Genomic DNA, 25,445 nt, shown 5'->3' on the forward strand with positions numbered 1-25,445 from the left:
CTTATTTGATAAACGCACGGACGATCTTTGTTTTCCACCGGGTATAAGGCGCATAGCGGAACGGGAGATCGATCCAGGTCTTTTTGTCCACCAGGCTTTTGTAATGGGTAAAGGTGTCGAATCCGGTCTTTCCGTGATAGGCGCCCATACCGCTTTCTCCCACGCCGCCAAAGCCCATGCTGGTGGAAGCTAAGTGAATAATCGTATCATTGATGCATCCGCCCCCAAAGGCAATTTCCTCAGTCAGTTTTTCTTTAACCGACTTGTTCTGTGTAAATACATAGAGCGCCAGTGGGGTCGGATGCTTTTCGATCATCTTTATGGCCTCTTCGATATCGTCGAATTCTAAAACCGGCAGCACCGGTCCGAAAATTTCTTCCTGCATGACCGGACTTTCCATGGTCACATCCGTCAGCACAGTGGGCTCCATCCTCCGGCAATCATCGTATTTGCCGCCGATCCGGGCCGTCTGTCCCTGGATCAATCCGATCAGCCGCTGAAAATGTTTTTCATTGATGATATTGCCATAATCCGAATTGGCGAGGGGCACGGTGCCGAATTGGATGCGGATAGCTTTTTCTATATGGGCCAGGAGCTCATCTTTCACGTTTCGCTGCACCAGAAGATAATCCGGCGCCACACAGGTCTGACCCAAATTGAGAAACTTGCCAAAGACGATCCGCTTGGCAGCCAGCGGCAGGTTTGCCGTCTCGTCCACCACACAAGGGCTCTTTCCTCCCAGCTCCAGCGAAACAGGCGTCAAATGCCTGGCCGCCTTTTCCATAACCAGCCTTCCCACCGTTTTGCCGCCGGTGAAAAATATGTAGTCGAATTTTTGCTCCAACAGCAGGCTGTTAGCTTCCCGGCCGCCTTCCACCACTGTAACCAATTGGGGCGAAAAGGTCTTTTCCACCAGCCTGGCCATGATTCTGCTGGTATGGGCAGATGCGTTACCGGGCTTTAAAATGGCCGTATTTCCCGCTGCCAGGGCATCCACAAGGGGCGCCATGGTCAAGAGGAAAGGATAATTCCAGGGGCTCATGATCAGAACGGTTCCATAAGGGCAGGGCTTGACATAGCTTTTCGAGTGAAACTGTACCAGCGGAGTTTTTACCCGTTTTTCCTTTGCCAGCCCTTTCAAGTGCTTTTGCATGTATGAGATTTCCTCTAGAACCATTCCCACTTCGCTCATGTAGCCTTCGGGAGCGCTCTTCCCCAGGTCCTGTTTCAGTGCTTCCAAGATCTCGTATTCCATACTGCGAATCTTATTCTTGAGTGACTCCAGTGCTGATTCGCGGGCAGCGATGCTCCTGGTGGCTCCTGTTTTAAAATATGCCTTCTGGCAGTCCAAAATTTCTTTTATATCTCTCATCCTTTCACCCGGATTGCAATCTCTTTTCCTTCTTCATAGCCATCCAACGCTTTCACCGCACCAATAACCACGTTTTTCAGCGTATTCTTAACAAATGGCACCATAGGAATTTCTACTCCGTCGATAGTCAGAATTACATCTGCCTCCTGTTTTTGTTCTTCAGTAGCTTTCTCGATTAAATCAGCCATTTTCTCTACCTCCTCTAAACAATTAATCACCGGAAGCCGGCCGTAATGGTCCAGTTTTCCGGAAATGATCCCCGATACAGCGATCACTTGATCGGTCATGCGTTTTGCCAGATCCTCCTCGGTCGCTCCGGTCAAAATGGCCGGGCAGTCTGCGCCGCTGTCGCCCTCCAGGATGATAAAATCCTCTTTATAATATTTCAGGACAGCGTCAATGTCCATCCTGCGCGACAGCAGGATGTCCGTCTCCTTCTCTCCCAGCGCAGTTACCCGCTGGGCCCCTGCCTGGGTGTGCTTATAGGTATCCGTCCCCGGATGATCCATGGCAAACTTCTCATAGTGAATATCCTTTACCGTTCCCACGCTGTATCCCCGCCTGCGCAGTTCTTTAATGATCTGCGTAACCGTGGTCGTTTTCCCTGTTTTTGAAAACCCTTTTACCATAATGACTCGCATCGCTATCGCTCCTTAAATCAGCAGTTCTCCTGCTATAAATTTTCTGGTCAATTCCTCCTTGGGATTTGCCAGTATCTGATCAGCCCTGCCCGTTTCGATCAGCTGCCCGCTTTTGAGGAACAAACATCGGTCGCAGGTCCTTTTGGCCTGAGCCAGGTTGTGGGTGACCAATACAACGGTAGTTTTCTCTTCCTCGTTGATTTTTATCAGCATCTTTTCGATTTCTGCCGTGGTGGAAGGGTCGATATTTGCTGTTGGCTCATCCAGCAGCAGCAGTCTGGGGTGAAAGGACAGCGCTCTGGCTAAAGCAACTTTTTGGGTTTCTCCCCCCGACAGCTTCCAAGCCTTTTTCTTTCTCATGCCGGTTAAATCCAGCTCCTGGCAGAGCTGGGCGACTCTTTCCTCAATTTCATCTTCACCCCATCCCCGCAGCTTCAGCGGGTAGGCAATATTTTTTTCTACGGTGGTCGTAATCAAATAAGGGGTCTGGAAGACCTGAGTAATTTCATTCTTTGGAATCTGGTTTTTTCCATCGTAATAGATCCGGCCCCCGTCAGCCCGGTCCAGTCCTCCGATCAGGTTGAGCAGCGTGCTCTTTCCGGCTCCGTTAGGCCCGATGACCCCGGTCCTGCTGCCGCTGACAATGGCTCCTGCTTTCAGATCCAGCACTTTTTTTCCTTCATATGCCCGTGTCAGCTCTTCAAATCTCAGTTCCAAGCCGCACCTCCTATCTGCTTTCCCGTTCCTGAAAATTATACAATACAGCGTTTACCAAAAATGAAAGGGTCAGCAGGATAATGCCCACGGCTATGGCGCGGTCATAGTATCCCATGCCTTTCAATTCTGAAATATAGGTGGTCATAACCCGGGTCTGTCCTTTGATATTGCCGCCGACAATCATAACGGCTCCCACTTCGGAGATGGCCCTGCCAAATCCGGTAACGACAGCTGTGGTAATGCCCACGCGCATCTCGTAAATGAGCAGTTTCATCCGGTCCAGCCGTTCCGCTCCCAGGGTCATACCCAGGCGGTTTACTACAGGCGCCTTTTCCTTTACCAAATTGTAAGTCAGGCCGATGATGATGGGCGTCACAAGGCAGATTTGAGCGATAATCATCGCCGTCACCGTATAATTCAGCTGCAAACTTCCCAGCGGTCCTCTCCGCATCAGAATCAGAAATACCGTCAATCCCGCGATGACAGGGGGCAGGCTCATAAAGGTGTAAATTAATCTGACTACGACGCCTTTGCCTCTGAATTGGTGCGTTCCCAGGAGAATACCCAGAGGTATGCCAGCGCAAGTGGAAAACACCACAGAAAAGCAAGAAACGTAGAGAGATAGCCCTACGATTTCAAAAATTTCCCCGTCGCCGGCAAAGATCAGTTTAAAGGCTTCGATAATTCCATGTCCAATTGCATCCATAAATGATCCTTTCTCAAATCAGTCCTATTATATCAAAAAAGGACAGGATTGTCTCCCGTCCTTTGCTTATCAAATCCGTTATTTTGCGTTGGGAACGAACAGAGCCTGTCCATATTCTTCCACTCCGTATTCACCGATCAGCTTCTGTGTTGCTTCTGAAACGATCCAGTTCTGGAATGCTTTCGCACCCTCAGCGTTGATGTTTTCATTCTTTTCAGGATTTACACAGATAACGCCGTACTGGTTGTTGAGCACGCCGCTTGGGTCTTTTTCGCTGACGATCTTCAGCTGGGTATTTTTGCCCACGTTGAGCCAGGTTGCTCGATCGGAAAGGGTGTAGCCCACCATTTCATCGGTCATGGTGATTACATCGCCCATTCCAGCCGCAGCTTCGATATACCAGTCGCCTTTCGGTTCAATCTTTGCCTTTTCCCAAATAGAAAGTTCTTTCTTGTGGGTACCGGAGTCATCTGCCCTGGATACGAACTTTTTTTTCTGGTCCTTAATGGTTGTGAAAGCCTTAATTGCGTCTTCTTTTGCGTTCTTTTCGATAGCCGCCGGATCATCCTTTGGTCCCAGTACAACAAAGTCATTGTACATAACGTCCAGTCTTCCGTCTTTGTCCGCATGGCCGCCTTCCACATATTCCTTTTCAGCAGCAGGTGAGTGTACGAGCAGTACGTCTGCTTCGCCCTTTTCGCCCATTGCCATGGCTTCGCCGGATCCTACGGATACAACGTCAACTTTGTAGCCGCTTTCCTTCTCGAATTCAGGCAGAATCGAATCTAAAAGTCCGCTGTCCTTGGTGCTGGTGGTGGTTGCCAAAATCAGCTTGGGATTGGCCGGTTCCTTGGCCGCTTCTTTGTCGTCTCCGCTGCCGCATGCACTCAGCATAGCTGCTGTGGAAAATACCATCATCAGCGCCAGCACGCATGCAAACACTCTCTTCTTACTTCTCATTTTTTCTCCTCCTCAGTAACAAAAATAATTTACCCAAAAAACAGAACAAAAAACCTTTCATTGCATTGAAATGAAAGGTTATATTCTGTATTTTGACATACATCGTATTCCTTTCCACACTGGGAGGCCGGAGAGTTTCCTCTAGGACCCTGAACGGTCAAGTGCCATGCGCCTTTTGCTGCGGACGGTTAGGCTGTATTGACTCGGAACATTTTCTATTCAGTTGTAAGGATCATTTTGGGCAATGATCCGGCCCGCTGCGTCATCTCAGCAGCCATTGGTATTTTCGCATGAAATCAACCCGTCTGTCAAGACAAATTACCATAAAACTATCATAATTCCCCTTAGATTCAAACATCTTCCACATTCAGATCAGAATCGAATCACTTCATATTCCTGATTGAGCAGATCGATGGTCAGCAGACGATTGCGCAAAATCTGTGGTTTTCCAAGGAGCACCTTTACGGTCTCCGCCACTTGGACCGCTGCTACCATTGCAGGCGTGAAGCTTGGGTTTCCAGTTTCCTGCTCGGCACCTTTATTAGAACCAGCAGGGTAGATTTTATCAAAGAGGTCGTCCCCCGGCATGATCACCGCGGCCTGCCCATGCCAGCCGGCGATGGCACCGTGAACCAACGGGAGCTTTTGCTCCCGGCATCCTTGTTCCAAAAGACGTCTGGCCTTTATATTATCCAAAGCATCGACAACGGCATCATAACGATCCGTTATAATGCCGTCCACATTGTTCTCGTCAATATAATGACACAAAGGATGGATCTGCACCTCTGAGTTGACCATTTTAATCCTCTCCTGAGCTTCCAGGGCTTTGTAGCGTCCAAGTGTCCTTTCTGTAGAGAGAAGCTGCCTGTTCAAATTGCTGGCTGAAAAAACGTCTCCGTCCACGGCTGTAATTTGACCCACTCCCAGTCTGGCCAGACCCTCGATTACATGGCCTCCCAAGCCGCCGCAGCCAGCTACCAAAACCCAAGAGTTTCGCAGTTTCTCGTTTTCTGCCAGTGAAATTGTACCGATATTTCTCTCGTATCTATCAGCAGTCATCATTCAATGATCCTTCTTACGGCTAGAATTGGTTTATAAGTCGCCTTGCTGATTTTAATCCCGTCCGTAGGATTGCTGGCGTGGACGATCTGACCGCCTCCCATATAAAGCGCTACGTGGCCGTCATAACAGATAATATCACCTGGTTTTGCCTCGCTGTAGGATACCCCTCTTCCGCAGGAGCGCTGAGCGCTGGAGGAATGGGGAAGCTTGATGCCGAATTTGGCATACACACTCATGGTAAAACCGGAACAATCGGTGCCGTTTGTCAGGCTGGAACCACCGTACACATACGGGTTGCCGACAAACTGCAAGGCATAATCCACGACTGCCTGTCCTTTATTGGTCGTAACCGGGGGTTTGGTTTCCTTATCCGGAGGAGTGGTTGGCTCCTTCTCGGGTTTTGCTGTGCTCGTCTCTTTTTCCGTATTCGCGGTCGGTTTTTCCGTTGTCTGCTTGGACGGTTTGGTATTGTCCACAGACGGCTTTATCGCTTCAGTCGCAGGCTGAGTGGCTTTGCTTGGCTCTTTTGCCGCAGCCGCTGTTGCCGGCTGGGGCGCTTTCTGTTCAGGCTGCTGCTGCGGTTCTGTCGTTGGTTCTTCCGCAGGCTTAGGCTGCTCCGTATCTGGGGCCTTAGCCGTTTCCTTTTCTTTTGCCGCTGTCAAGGTTCCGTCTTCTTTTACGGAATCATTGCCTTTGGCGACTACCATTGCTACAGGCTGGCGCGTTACTTTTTCCGATATCACCTTTTCTGACAGTGTACTGCCATTGACCCGGACCACCTGGCTGGTAATCAGCTTGCCGCCTTCCTGTCCTTGGGCTACAATTTTCTTCTGCCCTTTATCCAGGTTATCATCGATTCGGTATTCCGTCTGATATGCAATCGTTTCTGTTCGCGAAACTTGATCCACCGTCGTTACCGCTACCATCGGATTACCAGACGCAGCCGCCGTATAGATTTGCTCAACCGCGTCCTGCGCCTCCACAACGTTCACTTTCTCGTCGCTGCGTTTCAGCGCCTTTTTCTCCACGGTTATCTCCGGAGAAAGGCTAGTCTCTCCTTCCTTGGTATTGGCGGTGCTGTATTTTTGTTTGATGCCGTCGATGACCGCCTGTCCTTCTTTTTGACTGGCAACAATGAACGTTTCCTGATCGCCTATTTTTACTGCCCATGGTTCCTGTATTCTGGCCCCATTATCCGTAATAGCGTAAGGTTTTGTCATCTGAAGATAGATACAGACTGCAAGAATTAGAAGCACTAGACTCAAACCTGCTGCTGCAATCTTCAGCATCTTTCCTCTATTTTTTGAAATTGCTGCTCTCATAATCCCCTGCCTTTGTTACTCGATAATTCTTCTTACAGTAATGATGTTTTTATAAGTTGCGCTGCTGACCTTAATTCCGGTGCTCGGCGTACTGGCATGAACGATCTTGCCATTTCCGATATAGATGGCTACATGTCCCGCATAGCAGATAATATCGCCTGGTTTTGCTTCGCTGTAAGGTACTTCCTTGCCGCAGGATCGTTGCGCACTGGATGAATGAGGAAGTGAAACGCCGAATTTGGCGTACACGCTCATAGTGAAACCGGAACAGTCGGTTCCGTTGGTCAAACTGGTTCCGCCGTATACATACGGATTGCCCACAAACTGCAGAGCATAATTAACCACTTCTTTACCAGAGCCCCTTCCCATAGCTGCTCCGCCTCTAGAGACAACCTGAGAGGCCTTGTCAGCCGTCATGGTTTTGGTTCCTTTTTCGATAACTTTGGCAACCGGCTTTTGGTCCACAGTCGTAGCGATCACTTCTTCAGATACAATCTGGCCGTTCTGCTTAGTCACCTGGCTGACAATGGTCTTTTTACCTTTTTTGCCCTTTGTCGCTACCTTTTCTTCGCCAAGGTAGAGCTTGCTGTTTTCCTTATATTCTGTCTTATAGTCGATGGCTTCTGTCTTTGCCACCTCTTCTGTTGTGGTCACCGTTATCATCGGCTCAGCGGTTTTGTTTGCCGCGACCACTTGTGTCACCGCATCATCCGCTTCCACGACAGTGGGCGATTCATCGCCTCTTTTCAATTCTTTTGCCACTACGGTTACTTCCGGAGACAAGGTTGTAGCTTCCTTTTTCGTGTTCTCCGTTACATAGCTGCTTTTTATCCCCTCGATAACAGCTTTTCCTTCTTTTTCGCTGGCGACGACGAAGGCTTCGTTATCGCCTACTTTCACCACCCAAGGCTCTTCCACTTTCACCCCGTCTTCCGATATTGCGAAAGGCTTGGTGAACTGCAAGAACGCACACACACCTAACACGATTACTACGATCGCCAGCCCGATGACCGCGACCTCCATTTTGTGTTTCATTTTACCCAGGTGTTTTTCAAACATAGTACCCTTCCTTGTGTGTTCAGTAACAACGGACCCGCCGATCAGCCTCCCGAAATCCTCGAGTATGCCTTCAGCTCATCCCCTGGCGACAGCCGGTCATAGATCATGACGCGCATGCCATTGACTGCCACGAACCCAAAACTGGGGATCTCTTTGTAATTGATACCTACTGCCTGCAATGCTTCGTCGCAGGTGCAGTTATCGGGCACCTCCACCTTCCGCTCTTTATCCTGGCCAAAGTACTTGCGGAGCGTGCCTCTGAGTGTGATTGTGATTTCCATAGTTCCTCCTTGCAAAAAAGAGTGTATAGGATATTATCCAAACACTCTTTTATTATACATCATTTTTGCTATGGCAAAAAGCCAATTTTTGAAGTTTTTTGTATTAGAGCAAGGAAGCGATCAGTTCTTCCGGCATCATGCCGTTTTCATCCCATCCCATAACCTCATAATACTGGCTCAGCATATCATCAAAGACTTCCTGCGGAATCACCTGTCCCTTTGCAGGACCGTTCTGCAGAGCCTCGGTTACAACACGCTTGGGCACGGTATCGTTCTTGCGGTCAAATCCTTCTCTCTGATTGAATGCCCGGCCGATGTTGATGACGCGGCGTCCGATCTTAGACATGTCTTCCACCGTCCATTCGGTTCCGGTAACCATGGTCAGCAGCTCTGCCATGATTTCGTATGTAATCGATCCCCAGAAGTCGCAGATACAGAGGGAGAATTTAATGGCGTTGAACTCTGCCAGATCATAGACCAGCTGTCCTTTATTCTCGCCCGTATACGGCGGTGCAGCTGCTTCGAATACTTCCAAATTGGGAGCATAAGAACGCATGTGGCAGGCGCCTCTGTCGGATACTGCGTAGGATACGGACATAGCCCAGGAACCGCGTGGTTCATACTGAGGATATTCCAGTCCCTTAACCTGCATTGCGAATTCTGTGCCGCCGAATTTCTCGGATGCGCGCTTTGTGCCCAGGGCCAGATCCTTGCCCACGCCTTCATTTTTCGCAATCAGTTCCAAGTAGTGAATCATTTTATCGGCTTCTCCGAACTTGATGCCAAAGTCGTGGATGCCCTTTTCCGTCATTTCCATAGCCCAGATGATCGTATCTCCGGCACTGATGGTATCCAGTCCCATATTGTCAGCCACTTCATTGAATTTTACGATCTTTTCCGGGTCGCGGATTCCTGCGTTGGGGCCGGCAACGGAAATGGATTCATATTCAGGTCCCTCGCAGATGGCATCGCCGATCTTGAGGAAGTTTCCGCAGCCCAGGCCGCAGCTTCCGCAGCCCCGCTTACCGACTCTGTACTTTTTCAGCACATCGCCATTGTATTCGGTCCATTTTTCGTCCGTTGCATCGGAGAAATTCTTCCATGGAAGGATTCCGCCGTCGTTGCAGGCCTCCAGGAACGCAGTCGTACCATCGTGATAGATAAAATCGTTGTCCTCGGTTACTACGTTTTCACGAAGAAGCTCAACGATTCGCTTCGTCGTGTTTTCAATATCGTTTACTTTTACGCCGCCGGTTCCCCGGATGACGATCGCTTTCATATTTTTGGATCCCATTACGGCGCCGATTCCGCCTCTTCCAGCCTGTCTGTAGTAGTCGGAATTGATGCAGGACATGATGTTCAGATTTTCGCCGGCAGGTCCGATGGACATGATGCTGTACTCGGTTCCATATTTTTTGGAAAGAATGCTTTCTGCTTCATGGGATCCCAGTCCCCACAGATCAGATGCATCCATAAAACGAATTTTTCCGTCGTCAATGAGCACATATCCCGGCTTATCCAGTTTTCCTTCAAAGATAACCATATCGTATCCGGCAAATTTAAGACGGATGCCCACATGGCCGCCGATGGAACAGTCGTTCATAGTTCCTGTGGCCGGTGATTTTGCCGCTACTGACAGTTTTCCCGAGCAGGGAACCGGAGTTCCGGTCAGGGGACCGGTTGTCAAAAATAATTTATTTTCAGGTCCAAGAGGATCGATTCCAGGCGCCAGTTCTTCATACATATATCGAATGGCCAGTCCTTTTGATCCCACGTATTTTCTTGCAAAGTCCATGCGCAGCGGTTCGAAGGACACGCCCTTTTTCGTCAGGTCAATACGCAGTACTTTGTTTTGATATCCAAGCATTGTTTTATTCTCTGTCATGATTGTCCTCCTCCCTACTCAAATGTCAGCGCGTTCTGCGGACAAGTCTTTACACACATCGGGTCGCCCTTGCAGGTATCGCAGATGTACGCCTTCTCGTCTCTGATACGCACGACTTTCTTCGGACATTTTTCAGCGCAGGCTCCGCAGCCAATGCACTGATCCATATCCACCTCTATGTATTCGCCGATTTTTATCGCGTCTACCGGACATGCCTTTGCGCACATCCCGCATAAGATGCAGTAGTTATCGTGATATTTAAGATTGCCGTTGTCATAACAGGTCTCGATAAAAATTCTCGCCTTGGAAGGAATGTATTCCCCTTCCTTCATCGCTGAGCAGACCTGAGCACAAAGCTGGCAACCGATACACGTCTCTTTCTTAAACTTCAGTCGCTTCATTTTTTCTCTTCCTTTCAACATTTAGCATAAATTCCGCAAACAAAAAATGCAAAGCATGTCTTGCCGCTGTCCGCGGTTTTTAAGACTCTCCTTTGCACAATGGCAGGCAGCAAAATCGCTTTTACTACCCTAACGTTTTCGCCGGCACAGAGTGTCATGCGAAAATCGGAGTTATTAAATTTGTCGTTTCTATGTCTGATTATAACCTATTTTCTCTTCAGTTGTCAATTACTCGGGCCTTCCTTTTTTATACAAGTTTGCTGTGTTGACCCAGCTCATTTGTTGTGCTATATCGGGCTGCTGCATAAAGGAAATCACTTTTTATGCAGCAGCTCATGTTTTTTTCAAATTTCACGTGGCAGGGCTTGAGGGCCTGGTATTTGGGGATATATAAATTTTCAAGGATTTTGACACCATTCAACCCTTGGAAATGTTGAAATTCTACACTAAACTTCTAAATGTTAGAAGTTTAGTGTAATCCCAGTCATGGCACAGCTGCATAAAGAGCCGCTTGAAACAAATCAGTTTTCACGCACCTACCCCCTCAAAAAGAACAGATCTTTATAATCCGTATTCCGCCGCCAGTTTTTTAAACCCGGGCATGGAATTTACAATCGTCTCATAAGAAACGCAGTAAGCCAGCCGCACATATCCCGGGCCGGCAAAGGCGCTGCCCGGCACCATCAGGATATTATACTTTTTCGCTGCCTGGCAGAATTCCGCTTCATCTTCCACCGGAGATTTTACAAAGAGATAAAACGCGCCCTGGGGCAGGATACATTCAAATCCGCATTCCTTCAATCCTTCGTAGAGCGCTTTTCTGTTTTTATCATAATAGCTGAGATCCACCTTGGCATCCACACAGCGGCCGATTACCTTTTGCTGCAGGGAAGGAGCATTGACGCAGCCGATGATTCGATTGGCATTGGACGCGGTATCGAACACCAGCTCGCTCTCCTCAAGCTCATCGGGGATAACCAGATAACCGATCCGTTCTCCCGGCAGGGACAATGATTTGCTGTAAGAGTACGCCACAATGGTGTTATCGTAATACTTGGTCACATAGGGCACATTGATTCCATCATAGGCCAGCTCCCGATATGGCTCATCGGCAATGATAAAGATGGTCCGGTTGAGCTCCTTTTGTTTTTTCTCCAAAATGGAAGCGATTCCCTTGATGGTTTCCTCCGAGTAGACGACGCCGGTTGGGTTGTGGGGCGAATTGATCAGCACCACCCTGGTGCGATCGCTGATACACGATTCGAAAGCAGCCAGGTCCGGCTGGAAGGTTGTCGGCTCAGTTTTAGCTTGAACCACAGCACCGTCGAAGTTGTTCACATACCAGTTGTATTCCAGGAAATACGGGGTAAAGATTACCACTTCTTCCCCTGGATTTAAAATGGTTTTCAGGGCCACGTTGAGTCCGCTGGCCGCGCCTACTGTCATTAAAATATTCTTCATGGAAAAGTTGGTGCCCTGGGTCTTATTGATGTGCTGGGCAATGGTTTCCCGCACATCTTCAAATCCCGCATTGCTCATATAGCCATGGAGGATCAGGTCTGGTTCTTCCTTAACAATATCGCAGATGGCCTGATTGACTTCCGGCGGCGTGGGAGCATCGGGGTTTCCCAGGCTGAAATCGTAAACCTGATCGCGGCCGTACTTGGCCCGCATTTTATCCCCTTCCTCGAACATGGTGCGAATGGCGGAATTATTCTCCATCAGCGGTTTCATTTTCTCTGAAATCATTTCTTCATCTCCTCTGTTTACATGCTTACAGCTTCAGGCCTTTTGCCAGATTGCAGACAAAATCCTGCACATTGGTCACGATCCCTTTGGCTGCCAGGCTGCCTCGGTCCGCCAGTTTATTGACAGCAAATTCCGAGGTATCTATGGTATAAAAATAAATTTGGCGAATGGTTCCGTCGGACATTACCCGGTAATTGGGAGTCATGTTTCCGGCGGCAATGGTATGCAGCACCGTCGCCATACCGATCACTGTAGTCGCTTTGCTGATGTGGATTCTTACCGCGTCCTGCCCCACATATGTATGTTCATATACTTCCGGCAGTGGCCCGTCGTCCCGCAGCGAACCGTTGAGGATAAACGGAACATCGTGCTTAACACAGCTGTATATGATGCCGTCTTTTATTTTTTCTTTCTCAAGAAAGGCTGGTATGGAGCCATGGAGATTCACCTTGTTAATGGTATCAATATGGTTATAATGTCCATTGAAGTGGGGCCGCTGGGTTCGGATATCCTGCCCGAGGGCGGTTCCCAAAAGTCCTGCCTCCAGATCGTGGGTAGCCAAGGCGTTTCCAGCCAACAGCGCATCCACATAACCTTCCGCAACCAGCTTGGAAAAGGCTTCTCTGGCCTCATAGTCAAAGGCGCAGGCAGGTCCCAGCACCCAAACTACATAGCCATGCTTTCTTTCATGCTTCAAAAGTTCAATCAACTGTTCATAGTCATAGGAGAAGGCAGTCTCACGGCTGCGGCTCTGGCGAAAGGAGAAAGGTGTATCCTTATTTTCTTCCTGCTCAAAGCAGTCGACGTGCACGTAGATACCTTCCTCGCATTCCTCGGTTCTGCCTACAACGATCCGGTCTCCCTGTTTTATGTTGCGGAACTCCCTTACATGAATCTTTCCTTCTTCGTAAACTGCCACACAGTCCATCCGGGATTCTTCTGCAAGCCTCCATTTTCCATCGATCTTAAAATATTCTGGAAAAATAGAGGTGGCGTGAAAATTCTGAGGCGCTGTCATGTCCTTTGGGGCAAGGCGCAGCACCGCATCCGGCGCATCGCTGAATTTTCTCAGCGAAAAATTCGGCTCTTTATATGCTCGTAATTTAAAAGCCATTTCAATCAACTCTCCCTTGCTGTACTAAAATTTGGTTGTTTTTACCGAGTCAAACTCTTCTGCGATCTCAGGCGACAATTTGCTGCAGAGGCTGACGATCACGATCACCGCCGCGGAGGCGATAAATCCAGGAATGATTTCATAAATATCAAAGATGCCGCCTTCCAGGTTGTACCACAAAAGATCCACCACTCCGCCTGTAATCATACCGGCGATGGCGCCCGGCAAGGTCATTCTTCTCCAGAAAAGGGCAAAGAGAATCAGCGGTCCGAAAGCCGAGCCGAACCCTCCCCACGCACAGGAAACCAAACCGAAGACGGAACTGTCCGGATCGATGGCAATGATGATGGCGATTACAGAAATGATGACTACCGTCAGTCTGCTGGCCCAAACAATGGAAGGGCCTTCCGTATCTTTTTTAAAGATGGTGGCATAGAGATCCCGCGAAACCGATGATGCTGATACCAGCAGCTGAGAGCTGGCCGTACTCATGATCGCAGCCAGAATCGCAATTAATAAAATGCCTGCGATGACCGGGTTAAACATAGTATTGATCATGGACATATAGATCGTTTCTCCGTCCTCCAGACCGGGCATGAAGGCTTTGCCTACGATGCCGATGATAATGGCTGCAGCCAGCGTAATTCCAACCCAGATCATGGCGATCACCCTGGATTTGTGAATCATATCCGGGCTTTCGATGGCCATAAACCGTACTAAGATGTGGGGCTGTCCGAAGTAACCCAATCCCCAGCCCAGGGCAGAGGCTAAAAGCAATCCGTTGATTCGTCCGTCGATCTGCGGGAAAAATCCCAGCGATTCGGGTGTCAGCTGGGCCAGACGCAAGGATACGTCGTCGATCCCGCCCATGGAGATTACGGCGATGATGGGTACAATAATCAGCGCGAAGAACATGATGGTTCCCTGAATGGTGTCGGTCCAGCACACAGCGGTAAACCCGCCCAAAGCCGTATATGCTAAGATGATCGCCGCGCATACGATCAAGCCGATGGTATAGTCCATTCCAAAAATGGTGTTGAACAGCTTGCCGCCGGCCGCGAACTGGGAGGACGTGTAGACCAGAAAGAAGATAACGATGAACACGCCGGAAACGATCCGCAGGATATGCTTATGATCCCGGAACCGGTTTTCAAAAAAGTCGGGTATAGTAATGGCGTTTCCCGCCACCTGTGTGTATTTTCTCAGCCGTTTGGCTACAAAGAGCCAGTTAAGATATGTACCGATGAACAGGCCGATGGCGGTCCAGATGGCTTCCGAGGTCCCCGTGTAAATCACATAGGCGGTTCCCGGAAGGCCGATCAATAGCCATCCGCTCATATCCGATGCCTGGGCGGACATGGCCGTTACCCAGCTGCCTAGTTTACGCCCGCCCAAAATATACTCTGATAAGCTGTCTGTCTTGCTGTAATGTTTTATTCCGATTGCCACCATTACGCCCAGGTAAAGGATGAAAATGGCGGCGATAATCACTGTACTCAAAATATCGCTCCTTTATTTGGTAATCTTGTCTACGCCCATATAGGATATAAGCGCCTCTGGAATCACAACCGAACCGTCGGCCTGCTGATAATTTTCCAGAATCGCCGCAACCGTTCTGCCTACTGCCAAACCCGATCCGTTGAGGGTATGAACGAATTCCGGCTTGCCCTTTTCCTGAGGGCGGAAACGGATGTTTCCTCTTCTCGCCTGGTAGCTTTCAAAGTTGCTGCAGGATGAAATTTCTACATATCTGCCATAGCTCGGCATCCATACTTCAATATCGTAGGTCATTGCCGAAGAAAATCCCAGGTCGCCCGTAGAAAGCCGCACAACTCTATAAGGAATATTCAGCTTTTGCAGAACTTCTTCCGCCGCATTTGTTAAAAGCTCCAGCTCTTTGTAGGATTCATCAGGATGCACGAATTTTACCAGCTCTACTTTATTAAACTGATGTTGGCGGATCAGACCTCTGGTGTCTCTGCCCGCGGAACCCGCTTCTTTTCTGAAACAGGGCGTATATGCGGTATAGTAAACCGGCAGTTCGTCATAGCTGAGGATTTCATTCATTCTCAGATTGGTTACCGGCACCTCTGCTGTAGGAATCAAGAAAAAGTCTTTAGCCGGCACATGGAACATGTCATCTTCAAACTTGGGGAGTTGGCCGGTTCCTGTCATCGCGTCCCGATTGACCATAAAGGGAGGCAGAATCTCCGTGAAACCGTGTTCTCTTGTATGAAGATCCAGCATGAAGTTGATGACGGAACGTTCCAGTCTGGCACCCAATCCTTTGTAAACGGTAAATCTGGTACCAGAGATTTTCGCTGCCCGCTCAAAATCCAGGATATCCAGATCCTGGCCCACATCCCAGTGGGCTTTTTCTTCAAAGTCAAACTTCCTCGGCTCGCCCCACTTGCGCAGCTCCACATTGTCGCTGTCATCGGCGCCCACCTGTACGTCTTTGTATGGGGTGTTGGGAATGTTGAGAAGGGCGTTTCTCAGCTTTTCTTCCACATCGCTGACTTCCCCGTCCAGCGCTTTAATTTCTTCTGAAAGAACCTTCAGCTCCTTCATCAGCTCGCTTGGATCTTCGTCGGCCTTTTTCATCTTTGGAATTTGTTTGGAAGCAGTGCTTTGCTGGTTCTTCATCTGTTCCACTTTTGCCAGCGTTTCCCGCCTTTTTTTATCGTATTCCAGCACCTGATCGATCCCGAAATCACCCTGTCCTCTGGATTCGACGGCTTTTTTTACATTTTCAAAATCTTCTCTAATTCTTCTGATATCTAACATGGCTCACTCCTAAAATAAATTTTTCTTATATATTATGTACAAATCCGTTAGTTCTTTTACCTTTTCCTGCATTTCGATCTGCAGGTTGGAAGCCGTTTCAAAGTCCCGCTTATCCAGCGCCCGGACGATTCTTGTGAGCAGGCACTGTTCATTGAGTTTATCTCTTCCCAGCAAGTTGCGAATCGTATTGATTTTTTCCCAGTAGACCACATCGTAGTCTACGCAGTCGCCCTCATCATGACATTTGACACAGTGGCGGATCAGATCCATAGTATTGGGCACGATTCGGTTATGAAGCTCGGTCGCCCACTGTGCTACAATCGCTTCTTTATAAGATTCCAAGGTAATCGGTGTCATGACATCATCCTGCTGGAATACTTTCAGCTTTTGCGGATGGTCTTCAAAGGCGCAGATGTTTTCCCACACTGTCCGCGGCACCCGGCCGAAGAGTTCATTCCGCTCCTGCTCCGTATATTCTTCAAACACATCCAGCTCGCTTCTGTAAAGCCGGTCTTTTTCCAGATAAAAATCTTCCTGTCCGTACTCTTTGGAGATGGACGCTTCCAGCTCTTTAGGCGTTTTTTCCCCTTCCAGAGCCGCCTTGATCCCATCTAACATAGCCATATAAGACGATGCCAGGATCAGATAGGTGTTGCTCTTGGGGTTGGGCGCTCTCAGTTCAAAGCGTGTTGCCAGCGGATTGTCCACATCCCGGACCAGTCCCACGAGAACGGTCCGGTTTCTGGAGGGCATTTCCACGCCGTGGCCCAAAGAGGTAACCACACAGACAGGCGCTTCGTATCCGGGCTTGAGGCGGTTAAAGGCATCGTTTGTAGCGCTGACAAAGGGGTTTACCACTTCGTAGTTCTTGAGAATTCCCATCAGCGCGCCGAAACCGATGGGGCTGAGGAATTCCTCTTTCATGTCCTTTGCCGAAAACAGATTTATCCTGCGGCCGTCTTTCAATTTGGCGGCAAGCCCCATATGGGTATGCTCTCCGCTTCCGGCCACGCCTTCCATGGGCTTGGCCATAAAGGTCACTTCCAGCCCGTGCATACGGAAAATATCTCGCACCACGTATTTGATATGATTTTCATTATCCGCAGCCTGAATGGCTGTGGAAAACTTCCAGTCGATTTCCAGCTGTTCCATTACGTGGTCATAATTTCCCGAGTTTCCAATTTTGGCTTTTACCCCGCCGACCTCTTTATGGCCCATCTCCATCTCAACGCCGTATTTATCCAGAACCAGCATCACTTCTTCCAAAGCCGTCCGCACCGGGCCAATGGTTCTCTTCCAATACTGTTCTTTTAGAATCTGCGCCGTTGACAGCTGCTCCCGGTCCGCTTCGTCATCCGGGGTTTTTACCCAAAACTCCAACTCTGTGGCCGCTGTGATCTCCAGCTTTTCGATCTGATCCACGCCGTCTATGTCCAGGTGATCGAAGATATAAGGATTTTCCTTAATAATTTGTAAGAGCTCTTTTTTAAAGTTGATAATGGCATCCCGCAGAATTACCCTCGAGCCTACCTCCGCCACATCGTTGTGGATTAGAAAAGAAGGAATACGCAGGGTTCCTATGGGGAGCCCGGTTTCTCTGTCCACATGTTTAAAATTATGGTCCACATACCAGTTTACCTCTGTATCTGGAATGATATCCACTTTTGCGTTATTTAATTCTGCGATCTTCGGCAGGACTACGCTGGATCCGTCCGTCTGCACGCCGGAGTTAAGAAATTTATCCATATCCTCGATAAAGAGATTTACCGGGATCTTTTCATCTGTATCATGACCTCCGATGTCCAAACCTACCAGTGAAACGAAGCGAACTTCGGGATGGGCCCGAAGAAGGCTGGTAATTTCCTCCGGCGAATGGTTTCCCGCCGGTATGGTAAACAGCATCTTATCCAAGTCGAAATCAAACATGTAAACAATACTCCTTTCAAATTTATGGTTCTCAAACAGGCTAGGACATCCTCTTTACAAAATCTGCAAAAAGAATGTCCCCTAAAACCCTTACTTATTCTAAATGATTCTGAAGTTTTATTCTTCAGCTTCTTTTGCTGGCGGTGCCAACAGATTCAGATACTTCTGCAGTTCATCCAGGTACTGGCCGTATTTGGCCCAGTCGCCGTCTTTCTGCGCTTTCTCCGCATTGGTGAACGCTTCCTGCGCCTTGGCTGCCAGTTCTGCCTGGCTCAGTGCATCGTCGGTCTTTTGTCCCTCCTGTGCCTCGGCATCGCCGCTGCCCGGGCTTTCCTTGGCGCTTCCTTCACCGAACAGGGAATTGAGCGCATCTGCCAGCGTGCTTTCATATGCGATCTGGTCGCCGTAAGCGACAATAACACGCTTGACTTCCGGAATACTGGAATTTTTCGCCTCCAGGTAAACCGGTTCTACATAGAGCAGGGAATCTTCGATCGGAATGACGAACATATTTCCTCTGCTGTAGTTGGATCCGGCAGAATCCCACAGGGAGAATTCCTTAGAAATCTCCGTATTCTGGTCGATCTGCGCTTCGATTTGCATTGGCCCGTAAATAATCTTGCTCTTCGGCAGCTGATAGAGAACCAGTTGTCCGTAGTTTTCTCCATCATTTCGTGCCACCAGAAGACCGGTCATATTCTTCTTATCTTTCGGCGTATACGGGATCGAGTTAACGAATTCTGCGCTCTTTTCTCCCGGCAGCTTCATGATATAGTAGTTCGGCGTCATCGCGGTTTCTTTTGTGCCGTAAATTTCATCGGCCACATCCCACATATCCTCTTTCTGGTAGAATACCTTCACATCGGTCATGTGGTACTTTTTGTACACGTTGGCCTGAATGTTAAAGAGTACATTCGGATAACGAATATGCGCCTGGAGAGATTCCGGCATTTCTTCAAAATCCTTGAAGAGCTTGGGATAAATCTCTTTGAAGGTATTGGCAATCGGATCCGTATCGTCAACCAGGTAGTAATTGGTTGTTCCATTGTATGCATCGATAACAACTTTAACCGAGTTCCGGATATAATTGGTGTTGTTCGTCTCATCGAACGGTTCGGAATACGGATATCTGGTACTGGTCGTGTACGCATCGATCATCCAGTAAAGGTTTCCGTCAGCTGTCACGATATATGGATCGCTGTCGTATTCCAAGTATGGCATGATCTTCTGAACTCGTTCCTCGATGTTGCGGTTGATGACGATCCTTGAGTCGCTGTCAATGTTGCTGGACACCAGCAGCTTGAGGCTGCGCTCGCGGATTGAGAACATCATTTTATTCAGCATATTGAGTTTGATTCCGGCATCACCTTCGTATGTGGCGTATTTATTGTTGTCTCCGTCCGGATAGTCGAACTCTTCTTCGTTGGTATTTACTAAGATATAATTATCTGTTTTTTCTCCGAAATAGATCTCCGGCCGTTTGATCTGAATTTCCTGTACATCGGAAATCGGCGGGATACTGTCAATCAGCATATCCGGCTGGCCGCTGGAAGTCACCTTGTCAACTCTGGAAAGAGTAAGTCCGTATCCATGGGTGTATTTCAGATGCTTGTTCAGCCATGTATCGCTGATCTTTTCTTCATCAATTTCTCTAGCTGACTGGAATGTCTGAGTATATTCACCGTTAACCATATAGCGGTCCACATCGACATCATTAAAGGTGTAGTATTGTCTGATACTTTGTGTTTGATTGTAGAATTTTTCCGCTGGTTCATAATCATTGATACGGATGTTGGAAATCGTCTCCGCATTGTTAGCGATGTCTTCGCTGCTCAGGTCATTGTTGGCCGCAAAGGGTTTGACCGTCACTTCCCCCAAATCATATGCGTATCTGGTATATTCAATATTACGTTCCAAGTATTTGCTTTCTTTGTTGATTTCATCAGGCGATACGACCAAATTCTGGATCAAGGTACCTGCGCCTGCGCCAACCAGCCCTACTACAATCATAATGACCGGTACAACCACAGCTGTCTTAAATTTTCTCTTGGAAATGCCAATGGCAAAAGCAATAGCTGCTACCACGGAAAGGACCATAAGGATACGGTATACCCAAAGGGTAATGTTGACATCTCTGAATCCGGCGCCGTAGACCGTTCCCGTATGTCCATAAAGCAGATCGAACTGCTTCAGGAAAAAGTTAATTGCAACCATAACAAAGAACAAAATCCCCACAATAATCAACTGCTTTTCGGCAATGCTGATCAGGTGCATAAAGTTCTTGTCATCGAACTGCTTTTTCCGTCTTGGAGCACGGTTCATGCCGCTTTTCTTGCCGGTAAAGGCTTCCCCGAATTTGCCGAACATGTCGGTTACATTGTCAAATCCGGTTCTAGGTCCGTCATGCGGACCGGTGAAGGGTTCTTCTTCAAAAGGTTCTTCTTTTTCCTCAAACATTTGAGGCGTCCGAACCGACAGGAGCACAGCGTAATAAAGCAGCGTCAATATGGCAAAGGCTATAATTACACCGATTAAAATCTGGTTAAGCTCCTTAATGAATGCCAGCTTAAATACATAGAACGATACGTCCAGATTGAATAAAGGATCGGAAATATCAAATCCTGTGCTATTGGCGAATTTTAGAATTTCAAACCACAGCTGGGTCACAGAAACAAAGGTGACCAGTACGGCGAAGACGATTGCCATTCCCCATGATATGAGATTCAGCCTCTTATGGTTTGTCTCCTCATTAGATTCCACCTTTTTGAAATATCCTCGTTTGAGGAATTTCAGGTAGACATACGCCAAGAATGTGATGACGATAAATGTAGGTATTCCGATTTCCAGCTGAGTAATCAGCTTTTTGAGAAATACGCTTACATACCCCAGTTCTCTGAACCATAAAAAGTCTGTTATAAACCCAATAAGACTCAGGAACAATACGATGAGCAAAAGAATTACGATGATTAATCCTTTTAAGCCCAGTTTCTTCTTTTTCAAATCAGTTCCTCCCTTTTGTGATACTACATATATAAAGGTTAAATTTCATAGCTGGCTACCACTTTCATAATCTCGTTATCCGGCTGCAGTTCATAGATTCGCTTTGTTGTGGAATTTTGCTTGCTTCCGTTTTGCGTATCAGACACTTTTTCGGATACCCAGACAAAGTAGGAGCTGCCCGCTTGTCTAATTTCTCCAATTTTTAGCGTCTTGAAAGTCTCTTTCATGCCTTTTTTGCCCAGCTGTTTGACCTCTTTATAAAGATCCGTTCCTTGCTGCATTAAATTGAGAACACTAGTGTCATTATTATTGATCAGGTTTACCTTTTGCGAGTCATATGCAATGATCGCTCCAACGATAGCCTGGTCGTAATACACTTGTTTGTTTTCAGCGTCTTTGTACCAGGTAACATCCGCCAGCTTTTGGGTCAGGTTCAAATCTTGATTCTCATATTTTTTGTCCGGATCAAATTTTAAATCCGCGTTGTATTCGATAGCCGCGATGTTTCCATCCTTATTTTTGCCCATTTCAGCCTGAATTAACGTCGTCTTGTCTTCCATCGGCTCCTCACGAATATCTTCCTTCTCCATGGCAAAGGTATATTCAGCATCGTTTCCGGTGAAGAGATGGATCACCTTGTTGAGCTGGCTGTCGATGAACTTGGCAGCACCGCTGTTTGGCGCAGTCAGCTTAATCACAACGCCGGCAATTTCGATTGCCAGCAGGATGATCAGGATTACCAGGAAGACTTTAAGAACCACTCTGCCTTTTCCGCCCTTTTCTTCTTCATCCTCATCTTCTTCATCTTCAAATTCCATATGGTCCGCAATTCCAGTCTGTTCAATGGCTTCGCTAATGTCTTCCGCCGGGCTGTAATCGGACGGGAAGACCATGGTCGCATCCATCGGCTGTTGAGCTGGTTCTGTTTGATTATTTAAAATATCGGCAACGGATTCTTCTGACATAATCAGAGTCTCGTCCGATACTGGTTTTGCTTCCGCAGCAGGTTCATCCGGAGCCGGATCCTGCGCTTCTTCCCCCATCAGATCATCAAAGGAGAAAAGCTCTGCCGGGATTTCTTCCAGTTCTTCTGCCGAACGAGCCGGCTCCGCTTCGACGGAAAGATCTTGGAGTTCGTCGAGAATATCAATTTCTTCAATCGTATCTGCAGCTGGCACAGATGCTGCCGGCTCTTCCTCAAAGTGTCCCAAAAAATCAGGCATATCCACTGGTTCAGATGCAAAATCTTCAACTGGTATCTCTTCCTGCGGCGCTACCTTGGCCGCGGCTTCGGCTGCTGCTGCTTGCCGGTCCCGCTGTACCATCTCAGAGGCAGTTGCCATTCCTGCGAGAATGGCGGCTTTATCAACGGCTTTTGTCTTTTCTGGAATCGGCTGTTCCTCTTGCAGCGGCTCGTTTTCTTTCAGCGCATCCTCAAGGGATTGCTGACCAAAGAAGGTCTCTCTTGCCCGCACCATTTCAGAAATATGGTTGAGCGGATCTTCTTCCGCAGCTTTAGCCGCAGCAGCCTTGGCTTCTTCTTCCGCCTTTGCCCGCGCAATTGCTTCTTCCCGAGCCTTGGCTTGCGCCTCTGCTTTGGCTCTAGCTTCTGCGGCTGCTTTGGCCTCTGCCTCGGCTTTTGCCTTAGCTTCTGCTTCTGCTTTGGCTCTGGCTTCCGCCTCTGCCCGCAGTCTTGCCGCTTCCTGAGCTAATTTGGCTTCTGCTTCTTCTTGCGCGATTCTGGCTTTTTCTGCTTCTGCTTTCATCGCTGCTTCTGTATCTTCTCTAGCTGCTGCTCGTTCTTTTTCGCGTTCGGCAGCTTCCTGCGCCGCTCTTGCATCCGCAGCCCGCTTAGCTTCCTCTTCCAGTCTCAGCCGTGCGGCCTCTTCCGCTGCCTGCGCCTTTGCAAGAGCTTCAGCCTCTGCTTTGGCTTTGGCCGCCTCTTCTTCTCTGGCCTTGGCTTTTTCTTCTTCTATGATTCTGGCCGCTTCTTCCCTGGCTTTTTTTTCTGCTTCTGCTGCCTCAATGCGGTCCAGCACATCGGTTTCTACTGGTTTCGGTTCGTAGCTTTTTACGACCCCTTCGGCAGCAAAAAGTTCTTCCATTGGGTCTTCCGGCTTTCTTGAAGCAAATTTTTCTTCAGATGCGGCCGCCGCTGTGTTCATTTCCTCAGAGAGTATATTCCCGGATTTTATCTTTTCATACTCCCGATCTAAAAGTTTCTGAAACTCTTCGTTCTTTTTATTAAAAGTAAAAAATTTGTCGATTTGCTCGGATTGTTTTCTAGCTTCGTCAGCCTTGCTGTCCAGCCCTCCGAAGAGTTCTTCTTCCAGGCTGGACGCTGCCTGAGGTTTTTGCCCTTCATCCGGCTGTTTTATAGTTTCGGATGCAGGCTGTGGTTTGGCGTCTGCCGAGTTAATCGTTTCCTGCACTATTTCTCCTGCTGGTTTTGTTTCAGCCGTGTGCGTCTGCGCAGGCGCGCTTCTATGCTGTGCCGCCTCCAATTCTTCAGGACTCATCGACCAGTTAAAATCAATTTCTTCTGTCTTTTCCACTCGTTGTCCCGGGAATGTATGTATATTCCAATCAAAATCCTCAACCGGCGGTGTCACGGACCCGGATTCTTTGGATTTTCCTGCAGAGTCGTCCAGCCCAAGGTCTATTCCAAGATCGAGTGACTTAAAGTCAAATGGTTCAAACAAAGGAGCCTTTTCTTCCGGCTGCCCTTCAGCCTGTGCGTGCGAAGTTTTCTCCTCTGCGTCCGCAGCCAGATTCTCCGGTTTATCGTTTTCGCTTGCTAAAATTGTTTTTTCTCCACAGGAACTGCAAAACTTATCCCCGTCTGCCAATTTTTGTCCACAATTTCTACAATACATAAGTTCCTCCTCTGCTTGTTACTCTTTAATAAGTAATTCAAGTTCTTCCTTTGTATAGATTTTTCCGCTTTTTCCAATATTATAAATTGACGTTGCGGGCGTTTCGCTGCCCTTGTCCAAAGTATCTGTCAGCTGAACGTCGGGCTCAGCTTTTTCTGTGGCCTCTATGTTCGGAATATTAGCGGTCTGTATCGTTTCTGGCTCGTGAGAGGATTCTTCCGGAGCGTTTATTGGTTCATGTTGTTTTTTCTCCGGTCCCTTATCCTCCTCCGCTGTATATTCGCCGTGTTTTTCTGCCGGCGGCGGTTCCGGATTCACGTTTTCTTTTTGTATCGGTTCCGTCTCTTGCACTTGTCCTGTTTGAATGCTGGCCGTGTTCTGCCGTGACACTGCCGCTGCTTCCTGCCTGATTCTGATGGTTAAAGCCTTTTCCACTGTAGTCAGACGCTTTTCGATATTTTCCAGAGCCGTGAGCTGCGCAGCGGATTGTTTCCGCCATAGGATCAGAGTGATCACTAGAATCAGCAGGATCACGACAGCTACTACTGCAAGTATCGGCAAAGCTATTGTCGTCATGCTAAAATCTCCTATTTTTAAGATATCCCGGCCTTTCTATTTGTCTTGGCGTACTTCACCGAGATTATAACTTTTAATATTATACTACAAAGTTAAAACAATAGCAAACACAACAGTACAGAAAGCTTCAGGAAATTCCATACGCAAAAAGAGCGGGTACCCCCGCTCCAATAATTAGGAGAGACATCCTGCTCTTTTTGCCGTAAGAATTAGTACTCAGATCTGTTGTTCTGGTTCTTTTCGTTGTTGAAACGATTGTTCTGTGAATTTTTTTCGTTCCTTTCACTTCTTTCGCTTCTGTTCTGGTTGTTGTTGTTCTGGTTGTTGTTGTTGTTGTTCTGGTTGTTGTTGTTTTGGTTGTTTTTCATTTCTCATCCCTCCTCGTTTATTATTTTGTTCCGACCGTGCATTTTGTATGTGCGGAAAAATGAGGAATTTTTATACGCATGTGTTTTTTTGGCTTTGATTGATTTGCAGTGGAAGGAATGAAGGCAGGTCATTCACTAAGAAAGTGACCGAAAAAAGAAAGTCGAACTGGGTAAAGTGCCGGTGAACTGCAACCGCAAGAACTATTAATAATATCCATTTACATATGAAACCGCCCATATCCGAAGCTTGCAAAAGCGCTTTTCCCGCTTCTTCAGTTTACCAGAAGAATAAAAAATGGTATCATTCGTTTTGGCAAATAGACCCGTATTCAATATAATAAAAGGAAGGTACATCATGTTGAAATTTTTTCGAACCACTTGCACGGTATTAGCTGTTGTCGTACTTTGCTCCTCATTCTCAGTCCTTGTCTTTGGGCAAAGCAGTGCAGAGCCAGCCGCAGCACCATCAGACGCCCAAAGCTCCGGACAAAAAATCATTGCAGAACTTGATAGTTTGCCATCCAACACATCTCGGCAAACCATTAAAATTGGCTCCGGAAAATCTCCCAATCTTCCGAAAGAACTCCGGGTCCGCTTTGAAAATAACTCTGATTTTATAGCCGTCAATGCGGACTGGAACTCA

The 25,445-nt window shown here is 47.9% G+C and carries 21 protein-coding genes and 1 riboswitch; all 21 genes read right to left on the reverse strand.

The features are described 5' to 3' along the window. Position 1: 1 nt before the first annotated feature. The 21 genes from LG211_RS13300 to LG211_RS13400 all read right to left on the reverse strand — a co-directional run bounded on the left by LG211_RS13300 (position 2) and on the right by LG211_RS13400 (position 25,345). Positions 2–1,372, reverse strand: coding sequence for an aldehyde dehydrogenase (locus LG211_RS13300; RefSeq protein ID WP_269477729.1), 1,371 nt, complete (start codon positions 1,370–1,372; stop codon positions 2–4). Further along, on the reverse strand, positions 1,369–2,013 hold the full coding sequence (gene mobB / locus LG211_RS13305) for a molybdopterin-guanine dinucleotide biosynthesis protein B (protein WP_148397529.1): 645 nt from the start codon (positions 2,011–2,013) through the stop codon (positions 1,369–1,371). The genes LG211_RS13300 and mobB overlap by 4 nt, the downstream gene beginning before the upstream one ends. A 12-nt stretch (positions 2,014–2,025) precedes the next feature. Then, positions 2,026–2,730 (reverse strand): ABC transporter ATP-binding protein, encoded by a 705-nt coding sequence (locus LG211_RS13310; RefSeq protein ID WP_269477730.1) that lies wholly within the window; start codon positions 2,728–2,730, stop codon positions 2,026–2,028. A gap of 10 nt (positions 2,731–2,740) precedes the next feature. After that, the gene (locus LG211_RS13315; protein ID WP_269477731.1) at positions 2,741–3,436 is read right to left on the reverse strand and encodes an ABC transporter permease; all 696 of its coding nucleotides are present in this window, start codon (positions 3,434–3,436) and stop codon (positions 2,741–2,743) included. A gap of 78 nt (positions 3,437–3,514) precedes the next feature. Beyond that, positions 3,515–4,396 (reverse strand): ABC transporter substrate-binding protein, encoded by an 882-nt coding sequence (locus tag LG211_RS13320; RefSeq protein ID WP_148397532.1) that lies wholly within the window; start codon positions 4,394–4,396, stop codon positions 3,515–3,517. Positions 4,397–4,487: 91 nt separating this feature from the next. Next, positions 4,488–4,617: riboswitch (molybdenum cofactor riboswitch) on the reverse strand. Between the two features lie 151 nt (positions 4,618–4,768). After that, positions 4,769–5,458: a HesA/MoeB/ThiF family protein gene (locus LG211_RS13325; protein WP_253020996.1), complete on the reverse strand. Its 690-nt coding sequence runs from the start codon at positions 5,456–5,458 to the stop codon at positions 4,769–4,771. Next, the gene (locus tag LG211_RS13330; protein ID WP_269477732.1) at positions 5,455–6,780 is read right to left on the reverse strand and encodes an NlpC/P60 family protein; all 1,326 of its coding nucleotides are present in this window, start codon (positions 6,778–6,780) and stop codon (positions 5,455–5,457) included. The genes LG211_RS13325 and LG211_RS13330 overlap by 4 nt, the downstream gene beginning before the upstream one ends. A gap of 15 nt (positions 6,781–6,795) precedes the next feature. Continuing rightward, positions 6,796–7,839: a C40 family peptidase gene (locus LG211_RS13335; protein WP_148397533.1), complete on the reverse strand. Its 1,044-nt coding sequence runs from the start codon at positions 7,837–7,839 to the stop codon at positions 6,796–6,798. A gap of 41 nt (positions 7,840–7,880) precedes the next feature. Next, positions 7,881–8,120, reverse strand: coding sequence for a MoaD/ThiS family protein (locus LG211_RS13340; protein WP_148397534.1), 240 nt, complete (start codon positions 8,118–8,120; stop codon positions 7,881–7,883). Between the two features lie 103 nt (positions 8,121–8,223). Beyond that, a complete protein-coding gene (locus LG211_RS13345) occupies positions 8,224–10,005 on the reverse strand; it encodes an aldehyde ferredoxin oxidoreductase family protein (RefSeq protein WP_148397535.1) in 1,782 nt (593 codons plus the stop codon). 14 nt (positions 10,006–10,019) lie between these two features. Next, positions 10,020–10,406 (reverse strand): 4Fe-4S binding protein, encoded by a 387-nt coding sequence (locus tag LG211_RS13350; RefSeq protein ID WP_269477733.1) that lies wholly within the window; start codon positions 10,404–10,406, stop codon positions 10,020–10,022. A 561-nt stretch (positions 10,407–10,967) separates the two neighbouring features. Beyond that, positions 10,968–12,155, reverse strand: coding sequence for a pyridoxal phosphate-dependent aminotransferase (locus LG211_RS13355; protein ID WP_269477734.1), 1,188 nt, complete (start codon positions 12,153–12,155; stop codon positions 10,968–10,970). Between the two features lie 25 nt (positions 12,156–12,180). Beyond that, positions 12,181–13,269: a putative NPN-dependent ornithine cyclodeaminase gene (locus LG211_RS13360; RefSeq protein WP_148397538.1), complete on the reverse strand. Its 1,089-nt coding sequence runs from the start codon at positions 13,267–13,269 to the stop codon at positions 12,181–12,183. Positions 13,270–13,293: 24 nt separating this feature from the next. Continuing rightward, positions 13,294–14,760, reverse strand: a complete 1,467-nt coding sequence (gene putP, locus LG211_RS13365) for a sodium/proline symporter PutP (RefSeq protein WP_336246072.1) — start codon at positions 14,758–14,760, stop codon at positions 13,294–13,296. Between the two features lie 21 nt (positions 14,761–14,781). Then, complete coding sequence (gene serS, locus LG211_RS13370) at positions 14,782–16,056, reverse strand: serine--tRNA ligase (protein WP_269477735.1); 1,275 nt, start codon at positions 16,054–16,056, stop codon at positions 14,782–14,784. A gap of 9 nt (positions 16,057–16,065) precedes the next feature. Continuing rightward, the gene (locus LG211_RS13375) at positions 16,066–17,982 is read right to left on the reverse strand and encodes a type I glutamate--ammonia ligase (protein ID WP_269477736.1); all 1,917 of its coding nucleotides are present in this window, start codon (positions 17,980–17,982) and stop codon (positions 16,066–16,068) included. Positions 17,983–18,099: 117 nt separating this feature from the next. Beyond that, complete coding sequence (locus LG211_RS13380; RefSeq protein ID WP_148397541.1) at positions 18,100–20,982, reverse strand: UPF0182 family membrane protein; 2,883 nt, start codon at positions 20,980–20,982, stop codon at positions 18,100–18,102. Between the two features lie 38 nt (positions 20,983–21,020). Then, on the reverse strand, positions 21,021–23,858 hold the full coding sequence (locus LG211_RS13385; protein ID WP_148397542.1) for a zinc ribbon domain-containing protein: 2,838 nt from the start codon (positions 23,856–23,858) through the stop codon (positions 21,021–21,023). A gap of 18 nt (positions 23,859–23,876) precedes the next feature. After that, positions 23,877–24,434: a hypothetical protein gene (locus tag LG211_RS13390; RefSeq protein WP_148397543.1), complete on the reverse strand. Its 558-nt coding sequence runs from the start codon at positions 24,432–24,434 to the stop codon at positions 23,877–23,879. A gap of 209 nt (positions 24,435–24,643) precedes the next feature. Beyond that, the gene (locus tag LG211_RS13395) at positions 24,644–24,802 is read right to left on the reverse strand and encodes a hypothetical protein (protein WP_269477737.1); all 159 of its coding nucleotides are present in this window, start codon (positions 24,800–24,802) and stop codon (positions 24,644–24,646) included. 204 nt (positions 24,803–25,006) lie between these two features. Beyond that, positions 25,007–25,345, reverse strand: coding sequence for a hypothetical protein (locus tag LG211_RS13400; RefSeq protein WP_269477738.1), 339 nt, complete (start codon positions 25,343–25,345; stop codon positions 25,007–25,009). Positions 25,346–25,445 lie beyond the last annotated feature (100 nt).

The sequence above is a fragment of the Hominibacterium faecale genome (assembly GCF_020734085.1).
Lineage (GTDB): Bacteria > Bacillota > Clostridia > Peptostreptococcales > Anaerovoracaceae > Hominibacterium > Hominibacterium faecale.